Source organism: Neorhizobium sp. LjRoot104, from assembly GCF_964253725.1.
Taxonomy (GTDB): domain Bacteria; phylum Pseudomonadota; class Alphaproteobacteria; order Rhizobiales; family Rhizobiaceae; genus Neorhizobium.
Genome location: NZ_CAXURS020000001.1, coordinates 3963911 through 3989424, shown reverse-complemented (window position 1 = coordinate 3989424; position 25514 = coordinate 3963911). Strand labels below are relative to the sequence as shown.

Below are 25514 nucleotides of genomic sequence, written 5' to 3'. Positions count from 1 at the left end.
CCTAGCGCTTTCGTCGGGCTTCCCGGCGCCTCCCGAGCACCCTAGATTGCCATTCCGGGCTGTGCTCATGTGACGGGAGGTGCAGATGCAAAGCCGCTATTTCGACGTGTATGAAGGTTGGCAGAAGGATCCGGAAGGGTTCTGGAAAGCCGCCGCGACCGCCATCGACTGGTTCATTGAGCCAGAGAAGGTCTTCGATGAGGATCAGGGCGTCTACGGCCGCTGGTTCACCGGCGGCGAGACCAATACCTGCTATAACTGCCTCGACCGGCATGTGGCGGCCGGTCGTGGCGGGCTGCGCGCCTTCATCCACGACAGCGCCATGACGGGAAAACAGAAGACTTTCACCTATGCCGAGGTTCTCGACGAGGTGAAGGCGATTGCCGCGGCGATGCGGGATCTCGGCATCGAAAAGGGGGACCGCGTCGTCATCTACATGCCGATGGTGCCGGAAGCGATTTTCTCCATGCTGGCCTGCGCGCGGCTCGGCGCGGTGCATTCTGTCGTGTTCGGCGGGTTTGCGGCGCAGGAACTGGCGGCGCGGCTGAACGATTCGGAAGCGAAACTGGTCGTCGGCGCGAGCTGTGGCCTCGAACCGGGCCGGGTTGTCGCCTACAAGCCGCTGATCGACCAGGCGATCGAGCTTGCGCGGGTGAAGCCGAAACATTGCCTCATCCTGCAGCGCGAGCAGCTCCAGGCGGAGTTGCGGCCGGAGCGGGGGGAACTGGATTTCGGGGAAGTCGTCGAGAAGGCGCGGGGCAGGGATGTGCCATGCGTGCCGGTCAAGGCGACCGATCCGCTCTACATCCTCTACACCTCCGGGACGACGGGCCAGCCGAAGGGCGTCGTGCGCGACAATGGCGGGCACATGGTGGCGCTCTCCTGGAGCATGGAGAACATTTTTGGCATGAAGCCGGGGGAGGTGTTCTGGACGGCGTCCGATATCGGCTGGGTCGTCGGGCATTCGTATATCGTCTATGCGCCGCTGCTGACCGGCAATACCAGCGTGATCTTCGAAGGCAAACCGGTCGGCACGCCCGATGCCGGCACGTTCTGGCGCGTCGTCAGCGATCATGACGTGAAGGTGCTGTTCACTGCGCCGACGGCCTTTCGCGCCATCCGCCGTGACGATCCCGACGGCGAACTGGTGGAGAAATACGACCTGACCGGCATGCGGGCGCTTTTCCTCGCCGGTGAGCGGGCTGATTCGGAGACCCTTAAATGGGCCGAACAGAAGCTGAAGATCCCGGTGATCGATCACTGGTGGCAGACGGAGACCGGCTGGCCGGTCGCCGCCAACACGGTCGGGCTGGGGCTGATGCCGGTCAAGCACGGCTCGCCGACGCGGCCGATGCCCGGTTACGCGCTCGACGTGCTGGACGATGCCGGACATCCGGTGCCGCGCGGCACGCTGGGCAATATCGTCATCAAGCTGCCATTGCCGCCTGCCTGCCTGGTCAGTTTCTGGAATGCCGACCAGCGGTTCCGGGAGGCCTGCCTCGACGAGTTTCCGGGCTACTACAAGACCGCGGATGCCGGGATGATGGACGAGGACGGTTATATCTTCGTGATGGCGCGCACCGACGACATCATCAACTGCGCCGGCCATCGGCTCTCGACCGGGGCGATGGAAGAGGTCTGCGCCAAACATCCCGATGTTGCCGAATGCGCGGTGATCGGTGTGCACGACAAGACCAAGGGGCAGATCCCCTGCGGTTTCCTGGTCCTGAAGAACCATGTTTCACGGGAAACCGCTGAGATCGCAAGGGAAGTCGCCGAACTGGTGCGCAACGAGATCGGGCCGGTCGCGGCGTTCAAGACGGTGATGGTGGTACACAAACTGCCCAAGACCCGATCGGGCAAGATTTTGCGCGGTACGATGCAGAAGATCGCCGACGACATGCCGTGGAAAATGCCGGCGACAATCGAGGATGCGACGGTGCTGGACGAGATCACCGCGATCCTGAAGGCGAACGGTTACGCCCGCGAGGGGAGCGGCCTCAGACAAAGCGCCTGAACGAAAAAAAGCCCCGGAGACGATCCGGGGCTTTTTTTGATGCAATCGAAACAGGTTCGATCAGAAACGTTCGTCTTCCTCGTCGTCGTCGCGACGGGTGGACTTGAGCGACGAGAGCTTGGCGAAAACGGCGTCGGCGTCGATTTCCTTCTCTTCCTCGCGCTCGTTGCGATAGCTGAAGCCGAGGTTTTCGGTTTCAGCCGCCGGCTGCAGGGAAGCGCCGAGTTCGGCGGCGGTCGGCAGCGGACGGCCCTTGGAAGCGCGTTCGACTTCGAGGTCGAGATCGATCTGGCTGCAGAGGCCCAATGTAACCGGATCCATCGGCGTCAGGTTGGTCGAATTCCAGTGGGTGCGCTCGCGGATCTGCTCGATCGTCGATTTGGTGGTGCCGACGAGGCGGGAGATCTGGGCGTCTTTCAGTTCCGGATGGTTGCGGACCAGCCAGAGGATGGCGTTCGGGCGATCCTGGCGCTTGGAGACCGGCGTGTAACGCGGGCCGCGGCGCTTCGATTCGGGCACGCGAACCTTCGGTTCGGAAAGCTTCAGCTTGTAGTTGATGTCCTTTTCGCCGCGTTCGATCTCGTCGCGGGAAAGCTGGCCGGTGGCGATCGGGTCGAGGCCCTTGATGCCCTGCGCCGCTTCGCCGTCCGCAATGGCCTTCACCTCGAGCGGGTGAAGCTTGCAGAAGTTGGCGATCTGATCGAAGGAAAGCGCGGTATTGTCGACCAGCCATACAGCGGTCGCCTTCGGCATGAGCAATTGTTGAGCCATGGGTATAGGTCCTCTGTCCGTCCGCGCCGGTGTCGCGGGCCGTGGGTATCAACCACAATTTCCGGGAATTTACCGCCCTATAATCGAATTGGGACGGAATTGCAAATCTTTGAAGCGAGATCGTCGCACCGAGATGAACCGTTTGTCTAATTGCCGCCCTTGCCTCACCTGTTATGAATGCGGCACATATCGCTGACGGCTCGATGCGTCGTCATGCGTGCCAATTCAGGGAGGTGTTCATGTCCGAAAAAGTCTACCCGGTCCTCAAGTCCGCCAAAGCAAAAGCGCTCATCGACAAGGACAAATACGAAAAGTGGTACGAGGAGAGCGTCGAGGATCCGGACAAGTTCTGGGGCAAGCACGGCAAACGCATCGACTGGTTCAAACCCTACACGAAAGTCAAGAACACCTCCTTCAAGGGCAAGGTCTCGATCAAGTGGTTCGAGGATGGCCTCACCAACGTTTCCTACAATTGCATCGACCGCCACCTGAAGACGCATGGGGAGCGCACGGCGCTGATCTGGGAGGGCGACAACCCCTATATCGACAAGAAGATCACCTATAACCAGCTTTACGACCAGGTCTGCCGGCTGGCCAACGTCCTGAAGAAACACGGCGTCAAGAAGGGCGACCGCGTCACCATCTACATGCCGATGATCCCGGAAGCGGCCTATGCGATGCTCGCCTGCGCCCGTATCGGCGCGGTGCATTCCGTGGTGTTCGGCGGGTTCTCGCCGGAGGCGCTCGCCGGCCGCATCATCGACTGCCAGTCCACCTTCGTCATCACCTGCGACGAGGGCGTGCGCGGCGGCAAGCCGGTGCCGCTCAAGGACAATACCGATACGGCGATCCATATCGCCGCCCGCCAGCACGTGATCGTCAACAAGGTCGTGGTGGTGCGCCGCACCGGCGGCAAGACCGGCTGGGCGCCCGGCCGCGACCTCTGGTACCACCAGGAAATCGCCACCGTGAAGGAACATTGCGAACCGGTGAAGATGAAGGCGGAAGATCCGCTGTTTATCCTCTACACGTCCGGCTCCACCGGCAAGCCGAAGGGCGTGCTGCACACGACCGGCGGTTATCTGGTGTTCGCGGCGATGACCCACGAATACACGTTCGACTACCATGACGGCGACATCTACTGGTGCACGGCGGATGTCGGCTGGGTGACCGGCCATTCCTACATCGTCTACGGGCCGCTCGCCAACTGCGCCACGTCGCTGATGTTCGAAGGCGTGCCGAACTTCCCGGACCAGGGCCGTTTCTGGGAAATCATCGACAAGCACAAGGTCAACATCTTCTACACCGCGCCGACTGCGATCCGTTCGCTGATGGGCGCCGGCGACGAATTCGTGAAGCGTTCCTCGCGTGAGAGCCTGCGGCTGCTCGGCACGGTCGGCGAGCCGATCAACCCGGAAGCCTGGGAATGGTACTACAACGTGGTCGGCGACAAGCGCTGCCCGGTCGTCGATACCTGGTGGCAGACGGAAACCGGCGGCCACATGATCACGCCGCTGCCGGGCGCCACCGACCTCAAACCGGGTTCGGCCACCAAGCCGTTCTTCGGCGTGAAGCCCGAGCTGGTCGATAACGAGGGGAAGGTGCTGGAGGGAGCCGCCGACGGCAATCTGTGCATCACCGATGCCTGGCCGGGCATGATGCGTACGCTCTATGGTGACCATGAGCGGTTCATCCAGGCCTATTTTTCCACCTACAAGGGCAAATATTTCACCGGTGACGGCTGCCGGCGCGACGAGGACGGTTACTACTGGATCACCGGCCGCGTCGATGACGTGCTGAACGTTTCCGGCCACCGGCTGGGCACGGCCGAGGTGGAATCGGCGCTCGTCTCGCACAATCTCGTGTCGGAGGCCGCCGTCGTCGGTTATCCGCACAATATCAAGGGCCAGGGCATCTATTGCTATGTGACCCTGATGGCGGGCCACGAGGGCAATGATGCGCTGCGCCAGGAACTGGTGAAACACGTTCGCCAGGAAATCGGCCCGATTGCCGCACCGGACAAGATCCAGTTCGCACCCGGCCTGCCGAAGACCCGATCGGGCAAGATCATGCGCCGCATCCTGCGTAAGATCGCCGAGGACGATTTCGGTTCGCTGGGCGACATCTCGACGCTCGCCGATCCGGGCGTGGTGGACGATCTGATCGCCAACCGGCAGAACAAGGCGGGTTGAGTTCAAAAAGGCCGCTCGGGAAACCGGGCGGCCCTTGCGGACTGTCAATGCGGGTCGCTAGCCGCGCCTCCGTCATGCTCGGGCCTGCCCTGAGCATCTGCCACGTTGATTTATCGATGCTCGGCAGATCCTCGGCTCAAGGCTGAGGATGACGTCGAGTAAGGAGCGAGGCTTGCGAAACATCTTGACGATCGCCCGCGAACGTCAGTCTGTATTACAGACCTGCTGCGGCTTGCGCCCGCCGTCATAGGTCTGCACCAGGCCTGCCAACAGCAGATCGCCGCCGGCGCTGCGGCCATCGGCCAGAACCACGTCGGCGACGATGCGGCCGAAATATTTGTCGCCAGAAATATGGGTGAGCTGAATTTTGCGTGATCGGGCGGTCAGCGCTTCGAGCGCGCGCTGGGCATCGAGCCCCGCTTCGCGAATCCGCTCGCATTTCGACTTCAGTTCCGGCGCGTCGATGCCGCGGATCCGCACATAGACTTCCATCTTCTGTTGCGGCCAGGGTTGCGCTTCGACCAGCAGCGTATCGCCGTCGATGACCCGCAGGATTTCCGCAGCCACCGGCCCGGAAATCTCGTCACGCGCTTCCGCGTCGGTGACGGACACCGCGATCATGCCGACAAGAATCAGAAGCGCCTTGATCATGGAAAGGAATAAATTCCGATACGCGATCAAAGTCAATAGGAATATTTACTTAGAAATCGATCGCCCGGCCGTTGATTTCCCAGTCGCCGAAACGGGCCGGGTCGGCGCCGCCGCGGCCGCCGAATTCTTCGGGCAGTTCGGCCTTGGCCGCCGCCTGACGGCGTTCCTCGGCTTCCTTCAGGGCGCGCTGGGCGGCCGGGGAAAGAGGCTTCTTTTGGGCCTCTTCGTCCGGTACGATTTCCGAATTGTCGTTATCTGCGCTTTGCATCTTGGGCTTTGCCGGGTCGATTATTGAAAATTCTGGTTGAATTGACCACATCATAGGGCGTTCGCGCCCAGTGGAAAACCCTATAACCGCCTTGGGGCGAAATCGGCAACGGGAGAGATGACGATGAATGTGATGCGCACCGCCATGCTTCTGGCCTTCATGACGGCCCTGTTCATGGGGATCGGCTTCCTGATCGGCGGCACGGGCGGCATGATGATCGCGCTGGTGATCGCTGCCGGCATGAACCTGTTTTCCTACTGGAATTCCGACAAGATGGTGCTTTCAGCCTATCACGCGCAGGAAGTGGATGCGCGCAGCGCTCCGGAATTCTACAACATGATCCGCGATCTTTCGGCCAATGCCGGCCTGCCGATGCCGAAAGTCTATGTCTATGACAATCCGCAGCCGAACGCCTTTGCGACCGGCCGCAATCCGCAGAATGCCGCCGTCGCTGCGTCCACCGGGCTGATGCAGCGCCTGACACATGAAGAAGTGGCGGGCGTGATGGCGCATGAGCTGGCGCATATCCAGAACCGCGACACGCTGACCATGACGATCACCGCGACGCTTGCCGGCGCGATCTCGATGCTCGGCAATTTCGCCTTCTTCTTCGGCGGCAACCGCGAGAACAACAATCCGCTCGGTTTCGTCGGCGTGCTGGTGGCGATGATCGTCGCTCCGTTCGCGGCCATGCTGGTGCAGATGGCGATCAGCCGGACGCGCGAATATTCGGCCGACCGTCGCGGCGCCGAGATCTGCGGCAATCCGCTGTGGCTCGCCTCGGCCCTCGGCAAGATCGCCGGTGCGGCGCATCAGATCCCCAACTACGAGGCCGAACGCAACCCGGCGACGGCGCATATGTTCATCATCAACCCGCTGTCGGGCGAGCGCATGGACAACCTGTTCTCTACCCACCCCGACACCGGCAACCGGATCGCCGCGCTGCAGCAGATGGCTGGCCAGTTCCCCGGTTCTCGGGGTGGTGCCTCGACGGCCGGGTTCCGGGCTGATAGACCGCAGCGCACCGCGCGCTCCGTTCCGAATACCGGCTGGGGCCGCGGCTCGAATGAACCGCGCAAAGGTCCCTGGTCTTGAACGAAGCCAAGAAGAACAAGAAACCACACAAGCCAACGGGCAAGCCAGCCGAACAGCGCAGGAAACCGGCTCACTCGGAGCGGGAAAGCGGCCCCTTCAAGGCGGGTCTCGAAGTTCGGGTCACGGCCGCCAAACTCCTGGCCGCCGTCGTCGATCGGAAGATTTCGCTCGACGGCATGCTCGACTTAGTGCATGGCAATCCGGCCTATCGGGCTCTCGGCGATGCCGACCGGGCGCTGACACGCGCCATTCTCAACACCGCACTCCGTCACCTGCCGCGCATCGAGGCGGCAATCGCTTCGTTGATCGATACGCCGCTGCCGGAAGGTGCGCGGGCGCTCCACCATGTGCTGGTGATCGCCGCCGCCCAGATCCTGCATCTCGACGTGCCGCCGCATGCCGCCGTCGACCTCGCTGTCGAACAGGCCAATCGCGATCCGCGCAATCGCCGTTTCGCCAAGCTGGTGAACGCGGTCCTGCGCCGGATGGACCGGGAGAAGGACGAGATTCTCACCACGACGGCCGCTATTTCTCCGGTGCCGTCGTGGTTCCGCAAGCGCCTGGTCGCTCTCTACGGCGAGGCGGAGGCGGATCGTATCGCCGAAGCGCAGCTCGTTCCGGCTGCCATCGACCTGACGGTCAAGTCCGATCCCGTTGCCTGGGCGGAAAAGCTCGGCGGCACGGTTCTGCCGACCGGCAGCATTCGCCTTGCGGCCTTCGACGGGGCGGTTTCCGCGCTGCAAGGGTTCGATGAGGGCGCCTGGTGGGTGCAGGATGTCGCGGCCAGCATTCCGGCAAAGCTGTTCGGCGATCTCAAGGGTAAAAAAGTCGCCGATCTCTGCGCCGCTCCCGGCGGCAAGACGGCGCAGCTGATCGCAGCCGGTGCCGAGGTGATCGCCGTCGAGCAATCCGGCAACCGGCTGGCGCGTCTCAAGGAAAATCTTGGGCGCCTCGGCTATGAAGCGGAGCTGGTCGGCGGCGACCTGTTCGAGTTCAAGCCGGGGGAGCTGCTGGACGGTGTGCTGCTCGACGCTCCCTGTTCCTCGACCGGCACGACGCGCCGGCATCCGGACGTGCTCTGGACCAAGGGTCCGGAGGATGTGGCCAAGCTCGCCGCGCTCCAGGAAAAGATGTTGCGCCATGCCGTGACGCTGGTGAAACCGGGCGGCATTGTCGTCTTTTCCAACTGTTCGCTCGATTCGGCCGAAGGGGAGGAACTGGTGGTGCGCGTCCTCAAGGATCATCCCGAATTGAAACGCGTGGCCGTCAATCCCGAGGACTGGCCGGGGCTCGAAGGGGCGATCTCGCCGCTCGGCGAATTCCGCACTACGCCGGCCATGCTGCCCGCCAATGAAAATTTTGTGGGCGGCATGGATGGATTCTTCGCGAGCGTGCTCCAAGTCCGGTAAGGCTTTCTTCACCATACGGACTGATACTTTCGAAAAAGCTAATAGTTGATTCCCGCCGGCGGGGCGGAGGCTGATTCCTGCGGAGTATTCCACATTGAAGATGAGGCTCGCGGATCGCCGAAGGCTTCTGTCCTTCGGCTTGCGGGAAATCTGGCGACGCCTTTGCCGGCGGTCCGCCGGATTGCGCCTGGCCGTAACCTCGTTTTCCCTGCAGGTGCCGGATAGGCTGATCGTCGCGCCGACGGATCTGCGGGCGCTCGATCCGTTCGTGGCGGAGGAAATCCTCGAAGGCCGGTTCCCGCTCGCCGGGCGGATTCTCGAAACCTATGGGCAATCGCCGTTCTCCGTCGAGCTGCCGTCGCGGGCGGCTGCGGAGCGGCTGCATTCGTTTGCCTGGCTCCGTCATATCCGCACCAACAAGACGGAGATAGCCTGTGCCAGCGCCCGGCAGGTGGTTGCCGACTGGATCGCGCTTCATGGCCGAAGCCCGAAGGGCATTGCCTGGGAAGCGCATGTGGCGGCCGAGCGGGTGATCGCCTGGCTTTCCCATTCGACGGTGGTGCTGCAGGGCGCCGAGGCTGGCTTCTACCGTCGCTTCATGAAAAGCCTCGCCTATCAGGTCCGGTATCTGAGGAAGATAGCCGGCTGCACGCCGGAGGGCGATACACGGCTGAGGCTCAGGATCGCGCTCGCCATGGCCTCGATCTCGATGCCGACGCGGGCCGCCTATATCCGCCGCGAGGGCGGCCGGCTCGATCGGGAACTCGAGCGGCAGATCCTGGCCGATGGCGGCCACGTGTCGCGCAATCCGCGGGCGGTGCTCGACCTGCTGATCGATCTGCTGCCGCTGCGCCAGACCTATATCAACCTCGGCCACGACCTGCCGCAAAAACTCATTCCGACGATCGACCGCATGTATCCGGCGCTTCGCTTCTTCCGGCACCAGGACGGCGATCTTGCGCTGTTCAACGGCGCCAGTTCGACGCCGGCGAGCGAGCTGATGTCGGTGCTGCGCTACGACGAGACCGCCGGCAAACCGTTCAAGGCGCTGCCGCACATGCACTATCATCGCCTGTCGGCGGATGGCACGACGCTGATCGTCGATACCGGCCGCCCACTCTCTCCGGGGCTTTCCCGGGGCGCGCATGCGGGCTGCCTTTCCTTCGAAATGTCGGCCGGGCGGCACCGTTTCATCGTCAATTGCGGCTCGCCGAAATATGCCGGGCGGAACTACCGGCACATGGCCCGCTCGACGCCCGCCCATTCGACGGTGACGCTCAACGAAACCTCGTCCAGCCGCATCATCCGGTCCCGGTTTGCCGGCTCGATGCTGCTTGGCGGCGTAGCGGATGTGGAGGTCGAGCGCTGGGACGACATGCATGGCAATGACTGGCTGCGGGCCAGCCACGACGGCTACGTCCATCAGTTCGGCTATTTCCACGAACGCGAGATCGGCCTCAATGTGAAGGGCAACAAGATCAAGGGCCATGACAGGCTCTACCTGCCCGAGGGCGAAGCACCGGATAACGAGCCTCTGCTGGCGGTGGCGCGCTTCCACATTCATCCGGTCATCACGCTGTCGCGCCGGGACGAGGAAAGCGTGGCCATGCGCGCGCCGGACGGCGAGACCTGGATCTTCGCGGCACCGGGGCTGCAGGTGATGATCGACGAGGACATCTTCTTTGCCGACGTTTCCGGCGTGCGGCCGAGCCAGCAGCTCGTCATCGAGTTTTCGCCGCCGGAGACTTCGGAAATACGCTGGATGCTGAGACGCGGCGAATAGGGCGTTTCTTCTTCTGCCAAGCTGTGCTAACGGGCGGCCATCTTACCGTGCGCCGGGTTTCGCGGCGCCTTTCCAGGAGAGACCGATGGCCGTCGTTTCCAAGAAAATCCCCGCTCCCGACCGCATCAGGATCCGCACCGCACTGCTTTCGGTCTCCGACAAGACCGGTATCATCGAGCTTGCCCAGGCGCTCACCGATCAGGGCGTGAAGCTGCTCTCGACGGGCGGCACGCACAAGGCGATCGCGGCGGCCGGCCTTGCCGTCACCGACGTCTCGGACGTCACCGGGTTCCCGGAAATCATGGACGGCCGGGTGAAGACGCTGCATCCGACGGTGCATGGCGGCCTGCTGGCGATCCGCGACGATGCGGAACACGTCGCCGCCATGAAGGAACACGGCATCGAGGGCATCGATCTTGCCGTCATCAACCTCTACCCGTTCGAGGAAGTGCGCGCCGCCGGCGGCGACTACCCGACGACGGTCGAGAACATCGATATCGGCGGCCCGGCAATGATCCGCGCATCCGCCAAGAACCATGCCTATGTGACCACCCTCACCGACCCTTCCGATTACCCGGCGCTGATCGAGGCGCTGCGTTCGAACGACGGCCAGACGGTCTATGCCTTCCGCCAGAAGCTGGCGGCCAAGGCCTATGCCCGCACTGCTGCCTATGACACGGCAATCTCCAACTGGTTCGCGGAAGCGCTCGACATCGAGATCCCGCGTTACCGGACGATCGGCGGCGTGCTCAAGGAAGAGATGCGCTATGGCGAGAACCCGCACCAGAGCGCCGGTTTCTACGTCACCGGCGAAAACCGTCCGGGCGTGGCGACCGCCAAGCTGCTGCAGGGCAAGCAGCTCTCCTACAACAATATCAACGATACCGACGGCGCCTTCGAGCTGATCGCCGAGTTTTCGCCGGAAAAGGCGCCAGCCTGCGCGATCATCAAGCACGCCAATCCCTGCGGCGTGGCGACCGGGCCGAGCCTGAAGGAAGCCTATCTCAAGGCGCTCGCCTGCGATTCCACCTCGGCCTTCGGCGGCATCATCGCGGTCAACCAGCTTCTCGACGCGGAGACCGCCGAAGAGATCGTCAGGCTGTTCACGGAAGTGATCATCGCCCCGGAAGTGTCCGACGAGGCGCAGGCGATCATCGCCGCCAAGAAGAACCTGCGCCTGCTGGTGACCGGCGGCCTGCCCGACCCCCGTTCGCGCGGTCTGACGGCGAAGACCGTTTCCGGCGGCCTGCTGGTCCAGACCCGCGACAACGGCATGGTCGAGGATATCGACCTTCGCGTCGTCACCAAGCGTGCGCCGACGCCGACCGAACTCGAAGACATGAAGTTCGCCTTCAAGGTCGCCAAGCATGTGAAGTCGAATGCGGTCGTCTACGCCAAGGACGGCCAGACGGCCGGCATCGGTGCCGGCCAGATGAGCCGCATCGATTCGGCCCGCATCGCCGGCATCAAGGCGGAAGAGGCGGCAAGGGCCATGGGTTGGGCCGAACCGATGACCAAGGGCTCCGCGGTCGCTTCCGAAGCGTTCTTCCCGTTTGCGGACGGATTGTTGTCGGCGATCGCCGCCGGCGCCACGGCGGTCATCCAACCGGGCGGCTCGATGCGGGACGACGAGGTGATCGCCGCTGCCGATGAACATGGCGTGGCCATGGTGTTCACGGGCATGCGCCATTTCCGGCACTGAGGGCTTGATGCTTGTTCTGAGGGCTTGGCGTGGATCCTCGGGTCAAGCCCGAGGATGACGACGGAGGGTTTTTCAGGACTGCCTAAAGAGAGTTTCGAGCACGCTGCGACGCTCCCTTTTTCTCTGTTGAGCCCCACATACTCCGTCATCCTCGGGCTTGACCCGAGGATCCAAGCCCCAACCGAACAGCTATCCGCCTACTTCCTGTTCGCCGGATAAGGTGTCGCAAGCAGCAGCGCCAGCCCGGCCACCAGGAAGACCAGCAGCGTCGCCATGCCGAGGCGGGCGGAGCCGCTGGCATAGGTCATCAGCGAGAAGAACAGGGTGGCGAGGAAGCTCGTCGCGCGGCCTGACAGCGCGTAGATGCCGAAATATCGGCCGGCCTCCGAAAGGCTGACGCTGCGGGCGAGATAGGACCGTGACGAGGCCTGGACGGGGCCGAAGGCGATGCCGATCAGCAATCCGAACAGGATGTAGGCTTTTTCGGCCGCGGTGCCGAACAGCCCGCCGCCGTCTTCCGCCGAGAGCGGCAGAAGGCCGAAGAACACGAAGCCCGGGCCGGTGGAAATGATGCCGAGCGTCGCCACCAGCAGCAGGACGAGGCTGATGATCACGACCACCTTCGAGCCGAGCAGGCGGTCGAGCCATCCGGCGACGATGCAGCCGAAGATCGCCACGACGTTCAGGATGATGCCATAGATGCCGATCTCGATCGTCGCCCAGCCGAACATGCCGGCCGCGAACGCGCCGCCGAGGATCAGCAGGCCGTTGACGCCGTCCTGGTAGAGCATGCGGGCGACCAGGAATTTCGTGAGGCCGCTGCGCTGTCTCAGGTCCCGCAGCGTGCCGCCGAGTTCCCTTATGCCGGAGCGGACCGCGGCGGCGAGCGGCAGGCCTTTCCCGGCGTCCGGCGTGAAGAAGAACATCGGCAGGATGAAGAGCAGATACCAGAAGGCCGAGATCGGCCCGGTGATGCGGGCGTCCTCGCCCAGATGCGGGTCGAGACCGAAGAGCGGGGGAATGCCGATCAGCGTCTTGCCGGTTTCCGGATTGGCGGCGAGCAGCGCGACGACGGCGATCAGCACGATCATGCCGCCGAGATACCCGAGCCCCCAGGCGACATTGGAAATCCGGCCGACATCCTGCTTGGAGACCAAGCGCGGCATCATCGAATCGTTGAAGACGGTCGAAAATTCCGCGGCGATCGACGCGAAGATCATGAAGACCATCGGCCAGATGATCGGCGAGCCGGGTGCTGCGAACCAGAGGGCGGAGACGCAGGCGATCTTGATCACCGCGAAGAAGGCGATCCAGGGTTTTCTTGGGCCGGCCTGGTCGGCGATCGAGCCGAGGACCGGCGAGAAGACGGCGATGACCAGCGACGAGACCGTCGCCATGTTGCTCCAGGCCGCCTGCGCCGAGACGGGATCCTCCGTCAGCCGGGAAACGAAATAGGGGCCGAAGATGAAGGTGGTGACGACGGTGAAGAACGGCTGGGCCGCCCAGTCGAAGAACATCCAGCCCCAGATTCCGCGCCGGCTCGTTTTCACCGGCGCATCGTCCACATCAGTAACGGCCATTTTTCCCCCGGATCAGCCAGCCTTGGCCGTTCTCCTACATCGCCCGTCCATGCGCAAGATCGCTCAGGAGACCGGCGGCGACGGTGATCTTCGGAAGCGTCAGCTCGCCGCTTTCGCTCAAGGTCACCAGTTCGGCGCCGATGCGGTTGACGCGCATCCGGTCGTCGCCGACCCAGGCTTCCAAAGGTTTCTTCTCTTTCGGATGGGCTGTCAGCGCGGCGATGACGATATCGCGGCGTGCCGAGGCGAGCTGCTGCAGGCTGCGGGAGAGCGCCAGGCTTTCGTAGTGCTCCGACGTGCTGATCCGATCTCCCGCGCCGATCAGACGGTTGACCCGGAAGGTCTCGGTGACGGCGAAATAGCTCTCGGTGGCGCGCGCCATGGTTTCGCCGGTCCGGTCGGCGATCAGCATGATCTCCGGCACCAGGACGAGTGTCGAGAGCAGCAGGATTTCCCGGGCAAGCGATGCCGGAATGCCCTGCGCCTCGAGTTCCGCGGCGCGGGCCGCGGTTTCCACGAAGTCTCCGCCGGCGAGCGACGAGCGCAGGCCCTTGATCGCGGCCTTCAGCCGGCTCATCGCGCCGTCCATGTCGCCGGTGCCGACCTGCGTCTGCAGGATGAGGCGGGTTGCTTCCGCAAAAGTCTCGGTGGTCCGGGCGTAAAGGTCGTTCTGCAGCTGGCCGGGAATTTTTCCGTCCAGCGCATCGATCTCGGCCCAGAGCTTGGGAAGCTCAAAGCCGTCGCGGGCGAGGAAGGCGGCTTTCACGACATTCGCCGCCGTGGCGCCGGTCATGTCGCTCATCTGCTGGACGAAACCCGGGCCGCCGCGGTTGATCGCCTCGTTGGCGAGCGCGGTGGCGACGATTTCGCGGTGCAGGCGGTGGGACTGGATGTCCGCCGCATAGGCCTTCTGCATCTTGGCCGGGAAATAGGCCTTCAGGACGGCCGAGAAATAGGGGTCGTCGGGCAGGCTGCTGTCGATCAGGGCGTCGAAGAGGACGATCTTCGAATAGGAGAGCAGCACGCCGATTTCCGGCCGGGTCAGCGGCCTGCCGGAAGAATAACGCTCGGCAAGCTCCGCGTCGTCGGGCAGGGTTTCGACCTTGCGGTTGAGCTGGCCGAGGGATTCCATCACCGACATCAGCCGTGAAAGTTCCTCCCGGTTGCCGGTGCCCTTGCGTTCAGTCAGCGAGATCGACAGCGGCTGCAGGTAGTTGTTGCGCAGCACGAGATGGCCGACTTCCTCGGTCATCGAGGCGAGAAGCTGGTTGCGCTTGTCGCGGGTCAGGCGTCCGTCCTGCATGGCCGGGTTGAGGGCGATCTTGATGTTGACCTCGACGTCGGAGGAGTTGACGCCGGCCGAATTGTCGATCGCGTCGGAATTGCAGCGTCCGCCATTCAGCGAATAGGCGATGCGGCCCTTCTGGGTCATGCCGAGATTGGCGCCCTCGCCGATGACGCTGGCGCGCACTTCGGCCGCGGTGATGCGGATCGGATCATTGGCGCGGTCGCCGACTTCCGTATCGGTCTCGTGAGCGGCCTTGATATAGGTGCCGATGCCACCGAACCAGAGAAGGTCGATAGGGCTCCTGAGGATAGCGGTCATGATCTCGAAGGGCGTTGCGGTCGTTTTGTCGATGCCGATCGCGGCGGCGGCCTGCCTGGTGAGCTTGACCGACTTTTCCGAGCGGGAAATGATCATCGCGCCTTCGGAAAGGGTCGACTTGTCATAGTCCTGCCAGCTCGAGCGCGGCAGGGCGAACATGCGTTCGCGCTCGGCGAACGACTTTTCGATATCCGGATCGGGATCGATGACGATGTCACGATGGTCGAAGGCGGCGATGAGGCGGATCTTGCGCGACAAAAGCATGCCGTTGCCGAAGACGTCGCCGGACATGTCGCCGACGCCGGCGACCGTGAACGGCGTCGTCTGGATGTCGATGTCCTTCTCGCGGAAATGCCGCTTCACGGCCTCCCAGGCGCCGCGGGCGGTGATGCCCATCTTCTTGTGGTCGTAGCCGGCGGAACCGCCTGACGCAAAGGCGTCGTCCAGCCAGAAGCCGGCTTCCTGGGCCAGGCCGTTGGCGGTGTCGGAGAAGGTTGCCGTGCCCTTGTCGGCGGCCACCACAAAATAGGGATCGTCGCCATCGAGGCGGATCGTGTCAGGCGGCCCGACGATGTCGGCGCCAACGATATTGTCGGTGATCGACAGAAGGGTGCGGATGAAGGTCTTGTAGGCCTCCTTGCCGGCATTGAAGAAGGCGTCTCGGGCGCTTGCGGGGGGCAGCATTTTCGGGAAGAAGCCGCCCTTGGCGCCGACCGGCACGATGACGGCGTTCTTGACCTGCTGGGCCTTCACGAGGCCGAGGATTTCCGTGCGGTAGTCCTCGCCGCGATCCGACCAGCGCAGGCCGCCGCGGGCGACCTTGCCGAAGCGCAGATGCACGCCTTCGACCTCGGTGCCGTAGACGAAGATTTCGCGGAAGGGGCGGGGTTCCGGCAGGGCGTCCAGCAGCTTCGGATCGAGCTTGAAGGCGAACATCCGGTGCGGCGCGCCATTGGCGTCGCGCTGGAAATAGTTGGTCCTGAGCGTCGCATCGACCGCATTGACGAAACGGCGAAGCGTGCGGTCCTCATCGAGATTGGGGACGTTGCCGAGCGCTTCCTCGATCTCGGCGTGATGGTCGGTAAGTTTCTTGACGCGGGCCTTCTCAGCGATCTTCGGATCGAAACCGTCGCGGAAGAGACGGAAGATGGCCGCGGAGATGGCCGGGTATTTGACCAGCGTATCGGCGATATAGGACTGCGAATAGACGATGCCGGTCTGGCGCAGGTAACGGGAGTACGCACGCAGCACCGTGACTTCGCGGGCGGAGAGGCCAGCGAGCAGAACCAGCCGGTTGAAGGCGTCGTTGTCGATCAGGCCTTCGAAGGCGGACAGGAAGGCCTCTTCGAGCAGCAGTCCCTCGCGGGCAAGGTCAACCTCGCGGCCGTCGCCGAGCTGCAGTTCCATGTCGTGGAGGACGACCTGGCTGCGGTCGTGCTCGGGTCCGACCTGGATCTCGAACGTCTGCTCGCTGACGGCATGGAAACCGAGGTTTTCGAGAAGCGGCACGCGGCGGGAAAGCGACAGATGCCGGTCCCGGTGGAAGATCTTCAGCGATACCGTGTTCGCCGTGTCGCCGGGACGGCGATAGAAGGCGATGCGGATCGCTTCGCCCGCGGCGCAGGCGGCGATGTCCGGCAGGTCGGCGAAGGTTTCCTCGGGCGAGAAGGCTTCCTGGAAGGCCTGGGTGACGGAGAGCCGCGGCCCCTCCTCCGCAAGTGCGGCGAAGCGGTCCTCCCAGGGGGTGGCGATGAGCCGGATCGCTTCTTCGAGCTTGGCTTGGGCGATTCGCGGCGTCTTGCCGCTGCGGCGGCCGATGATCATGTGGACGCGGGCGACGCCGCCCTCCGGGAAAGCCGGGTAATAGGCGGAGACGTGGCCGTCATAGACCTTGGTCAGGTAGTCGCCGACCTTCTCGCGGACCAGGGAATTATAGTCCTCGCGGGGGACGTAGACGATCACCGAAACGAAACGGTCGAAATGGTCGATGCGCGGCAGAACCCGGACGCGCGGACGCTCGCTCAGTTCCATGATCTGCTCGCAGAACCGGGCAAGCAGCTCCGTATCGATCTGGAAGAGATCGTCGCGCGGGTAGGATTCGAGCGTGTTTTCGAGCATGCGGCCGGAATGGCTGTCGGGGTCGAAGCCGAAATGTTCTTCGACCCGGCCGGCCTTGGCGCGCAGGAGCGGGATATCGCGGACGGAATGGGTATAGGCGGTCGCGGTGAAAAGGCCGACGACGCGCAGTTCGCCGACCACTTCGCCCTTTTCGTCGAAGCGCTTGACGCCGACATAGTCCATATAGGCGCGGCGGTGGACGACGGACTTCACATTGGCCTTGGTGACGATCAGGAAATCCGGGCCGTCGAGGAATTCCAGGATTTCCGGCGTGGTCGTCACCGCGTCCTTGCCCTGGCGCAGGACGAGCACATCCGGATCGGAGAGAATGCCGAGACCGCGGCCCTTGCCCCGCTCGACCTTGGCCTCAGTGCCCTTGCCGGAATAGACGTATTCGCGCATGCCGAGGAAGGTGAAATTGTCGTCGCGCAGCCAGTCGAGGAAGGCGAGCGCCTCATCCCGATCGGCCTTGCGGCGGCTTGTCGAGTTGCTGAGCTGCCTAGCGGCACCGTCGAGGACTTCCAGCATGGAGCCCCAGTCGGTGATCGACAGATGCACCTGGTCGAGGATGTAGCGGATGCGCTCGACGAGCGAAGCGGCCTGTTCCTCGTTGAGCGGCGAAAGATGGATCTGGATGAGGCTGACATGATGGGCCGGATCCCCGGGCTGCTCGTTGGAGCGCAGCACCGGTTCCTTGCCCGGCTCGACGACCAGGATCGGATGAACCGCCATGGTGAGGTCGCGGTGGGTCGCGGTCACTTCGCCCATGACCGAATCAAACAGGAAGGGCATGTTGCGGTCGACCACGGTCAGCACCGAGACCGGAACCTTGTTCGGCTCGACGCCGGCGATCGGTTCGACCGTGATGTCTGCCCGCACCCGGGGCCAGGCCATCAGCCGCGCGGCTGCGTGATTGGCGGAGAGCGCCAGCATGTCCGGCGTGTAGCTTTCGAGGTCGTCAGTGCTGGCCCGGCCGAACAGGATAAGGGGGTCGAGATGCGGCCCCTTGCTCGCAGCAACGATCTTGCGCGCGCTTTCGATCTGTTTTTCCCGTTTCGGATTTTGCCTGACGGCCATGTCCCTCTCCCCTTTTTCCGTGCTCTGACGGAATAAACCAGATTTGTGTCATCATGCGGCAACGTGGCCGATCCATGTCAGTCGGCACCACACGTTTCATTCTTCCGTGAAGCCTTGTTGACATGCGGCGACGAAGAAACGATCAACAGGGCCATCATAGCCGGAAGTCAATCTCATGCAGGATACCAGCAGCGCCGTCCTCGTCATCTCCAGCCATGTCGTACGCGGCTCGGTCGGCAATCGCGCCGCCGTCTTCGCGCTCGAGACGCTGGGCTTTCCCGTCTGGGCAATGCCGACCGTCGTACTCCCCTGGCATCCCGGTCATGGGCCTTCCACGCGGCTGACCTTTCCCGAATCAGATTTCGACAAAGCTATAGACGATCTTATTCGCGCGCCATGGCTGGGAGAAGTGAAGGCGGTGCTGACCGGTTATTTCGGCAATGCCGCCCAGCCGCGTTCCGTCGCACGGCTGATAAGGGCGCTGAAGGAGAAAAACCCCGACCTTCTCTATGTCTGCGATCCGGTCATGGGCGATCTCGGCGGGCTCTATATTCCGCAGCCGACGGCGGAAGCGATCCGCGACGAACTCATTCCGCTGGCGACGATCGCCACGCCGAACCGCTATGAGCTCGCCTGGCTTTCCGGTGCGCCGCTCGAAACCAACAACGACATCATGGACGCGGCAGTCGCGCTCGGGCCGCCGCGCATCCTGGTGACCTCGGCGGTGCCGATGATGGCGGGCAGCACCGGCAATCTCTACCTGACCGGCAAACATGCGCTGCTTGCCGAACACCGGCTGATCGACAATCCGCCGAACGGGCTCGGCGACCTTTTGGGAGCCCTGTTCCTCGGGCGCATCCTGGCCGGCATGGACGAGGAAAAGGCGCTGCAGCTGGCGACGGCGAGCGTTTTCGAGATCCTTGCGCGCACCGCAAAACGCGGCGGCGACGAACTGACGCTGGAGACCGATGCGTCGAGCCTCTCCACGCCCATGGCGATGGTTCAGATGCGCCGGCTCGTGCACCCCTTGCAGCGGGCCAGGCGTTGAGGGCATAGGAATTTCGCATATGCACAATGGCCGTTGATCTTCGGCCGGAGCCATTATAATCGTTGCTGCATGACGGATTTTCCTGACAGACTTCTGGCGGGCTACCGCAACTTCATGAGCGGTCGCTATAGTGACGAACGCGAGCGCTACCGTGTGCTGGCGGACAAGGGGCAGAAGCCCCATACGCTGCTGATCGCCTGTTGCGACTCCCGTGCCGCGCCGGAGACAATCTTCGACTGCGGCCCCGGAGAGATGTTCGTGGTGCGCAACGTCGCCAACATGGTGCCGCGCTACGAGCCCGACGGGCAGTTCCACGGCACGTCGGCGGCGATCGAATATGCCGTTCAGGTGCTTGAGATCGACAATATCGTGGTGATGGGCCATGGCCGCTGCGGCGGCATCCAGGCGGCGCTGGATCCCTCCATGAAGCCGCTGTCGCCGGGGGATTTCATCGGCAAGTGGATGGGGCTGGTCAGGCCCGCCGCCGAGCAGATCCAGAACAACGACTTGATGACGCAGGCCGAACGCCAGACCGCGCTGGAGCGGGTCTCGATCCGCAATTCGATCGCCAATCTGCAGACGTTTCCCTTTGTTCGAAAACACGACGAAGAGGGGAAGCTCGGCATTCACGGCGCCTGGTTCGACATCTCGACCGGCGAGCTCTGGATCATGGACAGCAAGGGCGATTTCGTCCGTCCCAACCTGGATGAGCCGCCGATCGAGGCCGAGCAGATCTCGGCCTGATTTCACGACGAACGAGGCTTATTGGCCGTCGATCTGGGCGCCCATATAGGCGATTGCCTGCTGGTAGACGGTTGCGGCGTTCCAGCCCTGGATGGCAACGAAGTTCGGCTGGCCCGGCTGATAGCCGGCACCCGGCCTCCAGCCGTGTCCCTTCAGGAAGTTGGCGGTCGATGCAAGCGCATCGGCGCGAGAACGGACCATGTCGATATGACCGTCCCCATCGCCGTCGGCGCCGTACCGGATGACGTTCAGCGGCAGGAACTGCGTCTGGCCGATCTCGCCATGCGCAGCGCCGCGGGCGGTGACGCTCAGATCGCCTCGGCCGACGAGCTGGAGGGCCGCATAAAGCTGCTCGGTGAAATAGGCGGAGCGGCGGCAATCGTAAGCAAGCGTTGCAACGGCGGAGAGCGTGTGCTGATCGCCCATGAAGCTGCCGAAACCGGTTTCCATGCCCCAGATGGCGATGATGGGACCGGCCGGCACGCCGAAGCGACGTTCGATTTGAGCAAACAGCGAGGCGTTGCCGGATTTCATGCCCTTGCCGCGGGAGATGATGGCAGCCCCGCCGCGCTTCTTCATGAACTCGTCGAAGGAAAGCTTGAAGCTTTTCTGGCCGCGATCGGCGCTGATGGTCGGGCGGTTGTAGGAGACGTTCGAGAAAGCCTTTTCGACGACGGAAGGGTTGACGCCGTTCGCAGGGGCAGTCCGTTTGAACTCATCGACCCAGCGGGCGAAGCCGGATGAATCGTTGCCGCATTGGAGCGCGGCAAACGCCGGGGTGGCGGTCATGAAACCGGTTGCGATCAATCCTGCCAGCAAAATCTTCTTCATGCGGTCAAACCCGTCCCGAGAGCCGGATCGCTCAAGTCAGAGGCGTCCGGAGAATGTGTTTTGTTTCGGCCTTATGGCGGCGGCTGCAGACAATCGCAACTCACCCGTTCATGAATAGTTCGTGATGTAGGTGATTCGAAAGAAAAACCCCGCCATTTCTGGCAGGGTTTCTATCTGAACATGCTTAATAAATTTATTATTTATCAGGCAGCAACCTTGCGCGGCTTGATCAGGCCGCGATTTACGAGCAATTCGGCAATCTGGATGGCGTTGAGTGCCGCGCCCTTGCGCAGGTTGTCGGAAACCACCCAGATATTGAGGCCATTTTCCACCGTCGCATCCTCGCGGATACGGGAAATGTAGGTGGCATCCTCGCCGGCGCATTCGTAAGGCGTGATGTAGCCGCCGTTCTCATGCTTGTCGATGACGAGGCAGCCCGGGGCTTCGCGCAGGATATCGCGGGCCTGGTCGGCAGTGATCTCGTTTTCGAACTCGATATTGACCGATTCCGAATGGCCGATGAAGACCGGAACGCGCACCGCGGTGCAGGTCACCTTGATCTTCGGATCGAGCATCTTCTTGGTCTCGGCGAGAACCTTCCACTCTTCCTTCGTATATCCGTCTTCCATGAAGCTATCGATATGCGGGATGACGTTGAAGGCGATGCGCTTGGTGAACTTCTTGGATTCGACCGGATCGGCGACGAAGACGGCGCGGGTCTGGGTGAAGAGCTCGTCCATGCCTTCCTTGCCGGCGCCGGAAACCGACTGGTAGGTCGAGACGACGACGCGCTTGATCCTGGCGAAGTCGTGCAGCGGCTTCAGGGCGACGACGAGCTGCGCGGTCGAGCAGTTCGGGTTGGCGATGATGTTGCGCTTGGTGAAGCCGGCGACCGCATCGGGGTTCACTTCCGGAACGATCAGCGGGACGTCCTGGTCGTAACGCCAGGCGGAAGAGTTGTCGATGACGACGCAGCCCTGCGCACCGATCTTCGGCGACCACTTCTTGGAAACCTCGCCGCCGGCCGACATCAGGCAGATGTCGGTGTCGGAGAAATCATAGTTTTCGAGGTTGGAAACCTTGAGCGTCCGGTCGCCGAACGAAACTTCGGTCCCCTGGCTGCGGGCGGATGCCAGCGCCACGACTTCGTCGACCGGGAAGCCGCGCTCGGAAAGGATCGTCAGCATTTCCCTGCCGACATTGCCGGTTGCACCGGCGACTGCGATCTTGAAACCCATTTTGTGCTCTCTTTCTGTCTCTCCTCGTTTCCGGTGAGGGGGAAGCCGCGGTCAGCCCGCGGAATTCCTTGTCCCCGGCCATCCGGGGAGAGAGCGGCGGCCAGAGACGTCAGACGGTTTTCGTCGTCGTTTTGGCCTTGGTTTTGGAGAAAGCGGCAAAACACGCCCGCTGCGCAGCCTGGATGGCCGGCAGTGCTGAGGCAGCGATATGGAATTCGCAGGCGCGCATGTGGGTGTCTTCCCGTTCGTGAAGCTGTTTAAAAGATTTTCGGAGCGAGTCAAGCGATGGCTGCGCAGGTGCTGCACCGCATTGCTCTCATGCCGCGCCGCAGCATCGGCCGTGCACGGCAGGCGCGATATTAGACGAAAGTCATAATCCCAAAGCATCGCTCTCCTTGGCCCTTGAATTCTGGCAATCTGCGACAATGCGTCGTCATATCCAGGCCCTGGAGGGAACGGGCTCGGAGCCGGCGCGCGAGTTTCATCTTGAGGGAGGACGACAATGGCAAATGTCGCAACAGCGGTCGGCACAAAAGCCGGACCGATGACGCGGGAAGAGAAGAAGGTTATCTTTGCTTCTTCGCTCGGCACCGTATTCGAATGGTACGATTTCTATCTTTATGGTTCACTGGCAACCTTTATCGGTGCAGCCTTCTTCAGCCAGTATCCGGAAACGACCCGGAACATCTTTGCCCTGTTGGCCTTTGCAGCGGGCTTCCTCGTCCGTCCTTTCGGCGCGCTGGTGTTCGGTCGTCTGGGCGACCTCGTTGGCCGCAAGTATACCTTCCTCGTCACTATTCTGATCATGGGTTTTTCAACCTTCCTGGTCGGCCTACTGCCCGGCGCGGCTTCCATCGGCATTGCCGCTCCGATCCTGCTGGTGGCGCTGCGCATGCTTCAGGGCCTGGCGCTCGGCGGCGAATACGGCGGTGCCGCCACCTACGTGGCGGAACATGCGCCGCATGGCCGGCGTGGCTTCTTCACCTCGTGGATTCAGACCACGGCAACCCTCGGCCTCTTCCTGTCACTGGTCGTCATTCTCGGCGTCCAGATGGCCATGGGTCGTGAAGCCTTCGCTGCCTGGGGATGGCGCGTTCCGTTCCTCCTCTCGGTCATCCTGCTCGGCGTCTCGGTCTGGATTCGCCTGAAGATGAATGAGTCGCCTGCCTTCAAGAAAATGAAGGAAGAAGGCAAGGGATCCAAGGCTCCGCTCACAGAGGCGTTCGGCCAGTGGCGGAACGCGAAGATCGCGCTTCTCGCTCTCTTCGGTGCGGTGGTCGGTCAGGCCGTCGTCTGGTATTCCGGCCAGTTCTACGCCCTGTTCTTCCTGCAGAACATTCTCAAGGTCGATGCTCAATCCGCGAACCTGATGGTTGCTGCTTCGCTTCTTCTGGGCACCGGCTTCTTCGTCTTCTTCGGCTGGCTTTCCGACAAGATCGGTCGCAAGCCGATCATCATGGCCGGGCTGCTCCTGGCGATGGTTACCTACTTCCCGCTGTTCAAGGCGATGACCTGGGCAGGCAACCCTGCTCTGGCCCAAGCTCAGGAAACCGTGCGTGCGACGGTGACGGCAGCTCCTGGCGACTGCAAATTCCAGTTCAACCCGACTGGTACGGCAAAGTTCACCACGTCCTGCGACATTGCAACGTCGTACCTGACCCGCAATTCGGTCCCTTATGAAGTCGTTGCCGGTCCAGCCGGTACGCCGGCCGCGGTGAAGATCGGCAGTTCGACGATCACCAGCTACGATGCCATCGCGTCCGGCGCTGACGCCAAGGCCAAGGATGCAGCTTTCCAGAAGCAGGTGAATGTTGCATTGCAGGCAAACGGGTATCCCCTGGCCCGCGCTGCATCGAAGGTGCCGGACGCAAAGCTGGATGCCTTCATTGCGGCCAATCCGGAACTGAAGCTCGACGCTGCCGCCATTCGCGGCGGCAACAAGGCCTCGGTCTCAGGTCCCGACCTGGTTACGCAGAAGCTGCTGACAGCACAGGAAGCCACTGGCGTGACCGAGATGGCAGTCTATACCATCCCAGGCTCCGGCGCCTTCTCGATGGTGGCAGACCCGCAGGCGGTCAACTGGGTGACGATCATCGCCATCCTGACGGTTCTTGTGATCTATGTGACCATGGTCTATGGCCCGATCGCGGCGCTTCTGGTCGAACTCTTCCCGACCCGCATCCGCTATACCGGCATGTCGCTGCCTTACCATATCGGCAACGGCTGGTTCGGCGGCCTTCTGCCGGCAACGGCGTTCGCGATGAGTGCCGCCAAGGGCGATATCTACTACGGTCTCTGGTATCCGATCGTATTTGCCGGCATCACGCTGGTGATCGGCTTGTTGTTCCTGCCGGAAACCAAGGACCGCGACATCCACGCCGAATAAGGGTTTAGCCCCCGGATTTCCAACTTGGTAATCCGCCCAAATGAAAAGCCCGGCGCAGTTCTCTGCGCCGGGCTTCTTCATGTCGGATCATTGGTCTTTTCGCCTGCCTCCCGCTTCGGCGGAATGCCGCGGAGCGGGAGTGGCACGGTCGCCCGATCGGGGCGCAAGAGGAGAGGAATGGCCCGGCGCAGAACCGGCCAACCGTCGGGCTCCTGCCGGAAGAGCAGGCCGTAACGGGAAAAGACGATCGCCATGACGATCGAGAACCAGGCGCCGAAGGAGAGACCGGCAATCACGTCGCTCGGATAATGCGCCGCGACGATGACGCGCGAAAAACCGATCCAGAGGCTCATGATCAGAAAGAACAGGCGGTAGCGGGGAGCCAGCAGCGCCAGGGCCATCAGGAATGCACCGACCGTGGTTGCGTGACCGGAAGGGAAGCTTTCGAACCGGGAGCCGGAAAAGGGGTTGAAACCGTGAAAGCCCCATTGCTCGTAAAGAACCGGGCGGGCGCGGCCGATGATGCGTTTCACCAGATTGACGAGAAGGCCTGAACCGGCAACGGCCACAAAGATATAGGCCGCAACATGGCTGACCAGCATTGCCTGGAAGCGCGCTTTCAGGCCGGGCGCGAGACGGATGACGGCGAGCGCTTCGAAAAACAGGAGTGCGGCTGCAAAAAGGATCCAGCCGGATGTGCCGAAATCGGTGATCGCCTTGCCGATCGGCAAAAGCACGTTGGGGGTATGGGCGGCATAGAAGCCGACCGGCGCATCGAGCAGGAAAAAGGCGATCAGGATCAGATTGATCGTGACGAGCGCAAAAGACAGCCATCGGGGCGACGGAGGCCCGGGTGGACGGCGATATCGCCGATGTTTCAGTTTTTCGATTGTCCGTTTCATCGGCCTCTGTCCGTGGCGCGGGACCGATCCCGCGCCGCTTCTTCCCATAGATTTCGCGATATGGGTAGCGGGATGCCGAGCGCCAAATATCGACGA

General features: G+C 62.8%; 17 protein-coding genes. 9 read left to right on the top strand and 8 right to left on the bottom strand.

All coding sequences use genetic code 11. The features are described 5' to 3' along the window. The first annotated feature begins 85 nt into the window (after window positions 1–85). Entirely contained in the window at window positions 86–2017 is a 1932-nt protein-coding gene (locus tag ACSQ8R_RS19535; protein WP_436254895.1) for a propionyl-CoA synthetase, read from the top strand. Window positions 2018–2077: 60 nt separating this feature from the next. Here the strand turns inward: ACSQ8R_RS19535 and ACSQ8R_RS19530 are convergent, their stop codons facing one another. Then, window positions 2078–2788, bottom strand: a complete 711-nt coding sequence (locus tag ACSQ8R_RS19530; RefSeq protein ID WP_436254894.1) for a DUF1013 domain-containing protein — start codon at window positions 2786–2788, stop codon at window positions 2078–2080. Window positions 2789–3027: 239 nt separating this feature from the next. Between ACSQ8R_RS19530 and acs the strand changes: the two genes are divergently transcribed. Further along, window positions 3028–4980 carry an acetate--CoA ligase gene (acs, locus tag ACSQ8R_RS19525; RefSeq protein ID WP_436254893.1) on the top strand — a complete coding sequence of 651 codons (1953 nt, stop codon included), beginning with the start codon at window positions 3028–3030 and terminating at the stop codon, window positions 4978–4980. A gap of 204 nt (window positions 4981–5184) precedes the next feature. On the opposite strand, the gene ACSQ8R_RS19520 is transcribed toward acs, so the two are convergent. Both ACSQ8R_RS19520 and ACSQ8R_RS19515 read right to left on the bottom strand, forming a co-directional pair. Then, complete coding sequence (locus ACSQ8R_RS19520) at window positions 5185–5631, bottom strand: thermonuclease family protein (RefSeq protein ID WP_436254892.1); 447 nt, start codon at window positions 5629–5631, stop codon at window positions 5185–5187. Between the two features lie 49 nt (window positions 5632–5680). Then, window positions 5681–5899 carry a DUF1674 domain-containing protein gene (locus ACSQ8R_RS19515; RefSeq protein WP_436254891.1) on the bottom strand — a complete coding sequence of 73 codons (219 nt, stop codon included), beginning with the start codon at window positions 5897–5899 and terminating at the stop codon, window positions 5681–5683. Window positions 5900–6022: 123 nt separating this feature from the next. On the opposite strand from ACSQ8R_RS19515, the gene htpX reads away from it, so the two are divergent. The 4 genes from htpX (at window position 6023) to purH (ending at window position 11888) form a co-directional block, all read left to right on the top strand. Then, a complete protein-coding gene (htpX, locus tag ACSQ8R_RS19510) occupies window positions 6023–6994 on the top strand; it encodes a zinc metalloprotease HtpX (RefSeq protein ID WP_436254890.1) in 972 nt (323 codons plus the stop codon). Beyond that, entirely contained in the window at window positions 6985–8403 is a 1419-nt protein-coding gene (locus tag ACSQ8R_RS19505) for an RsmB/NOP family class I SAM-dependent RNA methyltransferase (protein WP_436255523.1), read from the top strand. Before htpX ends, ACSQ8R_RS19505 begins: the two co-directional genes overlap by 10 nt. Window positions 8404–8503: 100 nt before the next feature. After that, window positions 8504–10186, top strand: coding sequence for a heparinase II/III family protein (locus ACSQ8R_RS19500; protein ID WP_436255522.1), 1683 nt, complete (start codon window positions 8504–8506; stop codon window positions 10184–10186). An 85-nt stretch (window positions 10187–10271) separates the two neighbouring features. Then, complete coding sequence (gene purH, locus ACSQ8R_RS19495) at window positions 10272–11888, top strand: bifunctional phosphoribosylaminoimidazolecarboxamide formyltransferase/IMP cyclohydrolase (protein ID WP_436254888.1); 1617 nt, start codon at window positions 10272–10274, stop codon at window positions 11886–11888. A gap of 197 nt (window positions 11889–12085) precedes the next feature. On the opposite strand, the gene ACSQ8R_RS19490 is transcribed toward purH, so the two are convergent. Then, a complete protein-coding gene (locus ACSQ8R_RS19490; protein WP_436254887.1) occupies window positions 12086–13468 on the bottom strand; it encodes an MFS transporter in 1383 nt (460 codons plus the stop codon). Window positions 13469–13502: 34 nt separating this feature from the next. Continuing rightward, complete coding sequence (locus ACSQ8R_RS19485) at window positions 13503–18269, bottom strand: NAD-glutamate dehydrogenase (RefSeq protein ID WP_436254886.1); 4767 nt, start codon at window positions 18267–18269, stop codon at window positions 13503–13505. Window positions 18270–18444: 175 nt separating this feature from the next. Here ACSQ8R_RS19485 and pdxY point away from each other — a divergent pair, with 175 nt between their 5' ends. Together pdxY and ACSQ8R_RS19475 are read left to right on the top strand one after the other, a co-directional pair. Then, a complete protein-coding gene (pdxY, locus tag ACSQ8R_RS19480; RefSeq protein ID WP_436254885.1) occupies window positions 18445–19317 on the top strand; it encodes a pyridoxal kinase PdxY in 873 nt (290 codons plus the stop codon). A gap of 69 nt (window positions 19318–19386) precedes the next feature. Continuing rightward, window positions 19387–20061, top strand: coding sequence for a carbonic anhydrase (locus ACSQ8R_RS19475; RefSeq protein WP_436254884.1), 675 nt, complete (start codon window positions 19387–19389; stop codon window positions 20059–20061). An 18-nt stretch (window positions 20062–20079) separates the two neighbouring features. Here the strand turns inward: ACSQ8R_RS19475 and ACSQ8R_RS19470 are convergent, their stop codons facing one another. Together ACSQ8R_RS19470 and ACSQ8R_RS19465 are read right to left on the bottom strand one after the other, a co-directional pair. Then, window positions 20080–20892, bottom strand: a complete 813-nt coding sequence (locus ACSQ8R_RS19470) for a lytic murein transglycosylase (RefSeq protein ID WP_436254883.1) — start codon at window positions 20890–20892, stop codon at window positions 20080–20082. Between the two features lie 203 nt (window positions 20893–21095). Continuing rightward, complete coding sequence (locus ACSQ8R_RS19465) at window positions 21096–22130, bottom strand: aspartate-semialdehyde dehydrogenase (RefSeq protein WP_436254882.1); 1035 nt, start codon at window positions 22128–22130, stop codon at window positions 21096–21098. A 502-nt stretch (window positions 22131–22632) separates the two neighbouring features. On the opposite strand from ACSQ8R_RS19465, the gene ACSQ8R_RS19460 reads away from it, so the two are divergent. Further along, window positions 22633–24516 carry an MFS transporter gene (locus ACSQ8R_RS19460; RefSeq protein ID WP_436254881.1) on the top strand — a complete coding sequence of 628 codons (1884 nt, stop codon included), beginning with the start codon at window positions 22633–22635 and terminating at the stop codon, window positions 24514–24516. A 77-nt stretch (window positions 24517–24593) separates the two neighbouring features. Here the strand turns inward: ACSQ8R_RS19460 and lpxE are convergent, their stop codons facing one another. Further along, the gene (gene lpxE, locus ACSQ8R_RS19455) at window positions 24594–25418 is read right to left on the bottom strand and encodes a lipid A 1-phosphatase LpxE (RefSeq protein WP_436254880.1); all 825 of its coding nucleotides are present in this window, start codon (window positions 25416–25418) and stop codon (window positions 24594–24596) included. Between the last annotated feature and the right edge of the window lie 96 nt (window positions 25419–25514).

Excerpts from the sequence above, each read along its gene's own strand:
- ACSQ8R_RS19535 (WP_436254895.1), top strand. The coding sequence starts at position 86 with ATGCAAAGCCGCTATTTCGACGTGTATGAAGGTTGGCAGAAGGATCCG.
- ACSQ8R_RS19530 (WP_436254894.1), bottom strand. The coding sequence starts at position 2,788 with ATGGCTCAACAATTGCTCATGCCGAAGGCGACCGCTGTATGGCTGGTC.
- acs (WP_436254893.1), top strand. The coding sequence starts at position 3,028 with ATGTCCGAAAAAGTCTACCCGGTCCTCAAGTCCGCCAAAGCAAAAGCG.
- ACSQ8R_RS19520 (WP_436254892.1), bottom strand. The coding sequence starts at position 5,631 with ATGATCAAGGCGCTTCTGATTCTTGTCGGCATGATCGCGGTGTCCGTC.
- ACSQ8R_RS19515 (WP_436254891.1), bottom strand. The coding sequence starts at position 5,899 with ATGCAAAGCGCAGATAACGACAATTCGGAAATCGTACCGGACGAAGAG.
- htpX (WP_436254890.1), top strand. The coding sequence starts at position 6,023 with ATGAATGTGATGCGCACCGCCATGCTTCTGGCCTTCATGACGGCCCTG.
- ACSQ8R_RS19500 (WP_436255522.1), top strand. The coding sequence starts at position 8,504 with ATGAGGCTCGCGGATCGCCGAAGGCTTCTGTCCTTCGGCTTGCGGGAA.
- purH (WP_436254888.1), top strand. The coding sequence starts at position 10,272 with ATGGCCGTCGTTTCCAAGAAAATCCCCGCTCCCGACCGCATCAGGATC.
- ACSQ8R_RS19490 (WP_436254887.1), bottom strand. The coding sequence starts at position 13,468 with ATGGCCGTTACTGATGTGGACGATGCGCCGGTGAAAACGAGCCGGCGC.
- ACSQ8R_RS19485 (WP_436254886.1), bottom strand. The coding sequence starts at position 18,269 with ATGGCCGTCAGGCAAAATCCGAAACGGGAAAAACAGATCGAAAGCGCG.
- pdxY (WP_436254885.1), top strand. The coding sequence starts at position 18,445 with ATGCAGGATACCAGCAGCGCCGTCCTCGTCATCTCCAGCCATGTCGTA.
- ACSQ8R_RS19475 (WP_436254884.1), top strand. The coding sequence starts at position 19,387 with ATGACGGATTTTCCTGACAGACTTCTGGCGGGCTACCGCAACTTCATG.
- ACSQ8R_RS19470 (WP_436254883.1), bottom strand. The coding sequence starts at position 20,892 with ATGAAGAAGATTTTGCTGGCAGGATTGATCGCAACCGGTTTCATGACC.
- ACSQ8R_RS19465 (WP_436254882.1), bottom strand. The coding sequence starts at position 22,130 with ATGGGTTTCAAGATCGCAGTCGCCGGTGCAACCGGCAATGTCGGCAGG.
- ACSQ8R_RS19460 (WP_436254881.1), top strand. The coding sequence starts at position 22,633 with ATGGCAAATGTCGCAACAGCGGTCGGCACAAAAGCCGGACCGATGACG.
- lpxE (WP_436254880.1), bottom strand. The coding sequence starts at position 25,418 with ATGAAACGGACAATCGAAAAACTGAAACATCGGCGATATCGCCGTCCA.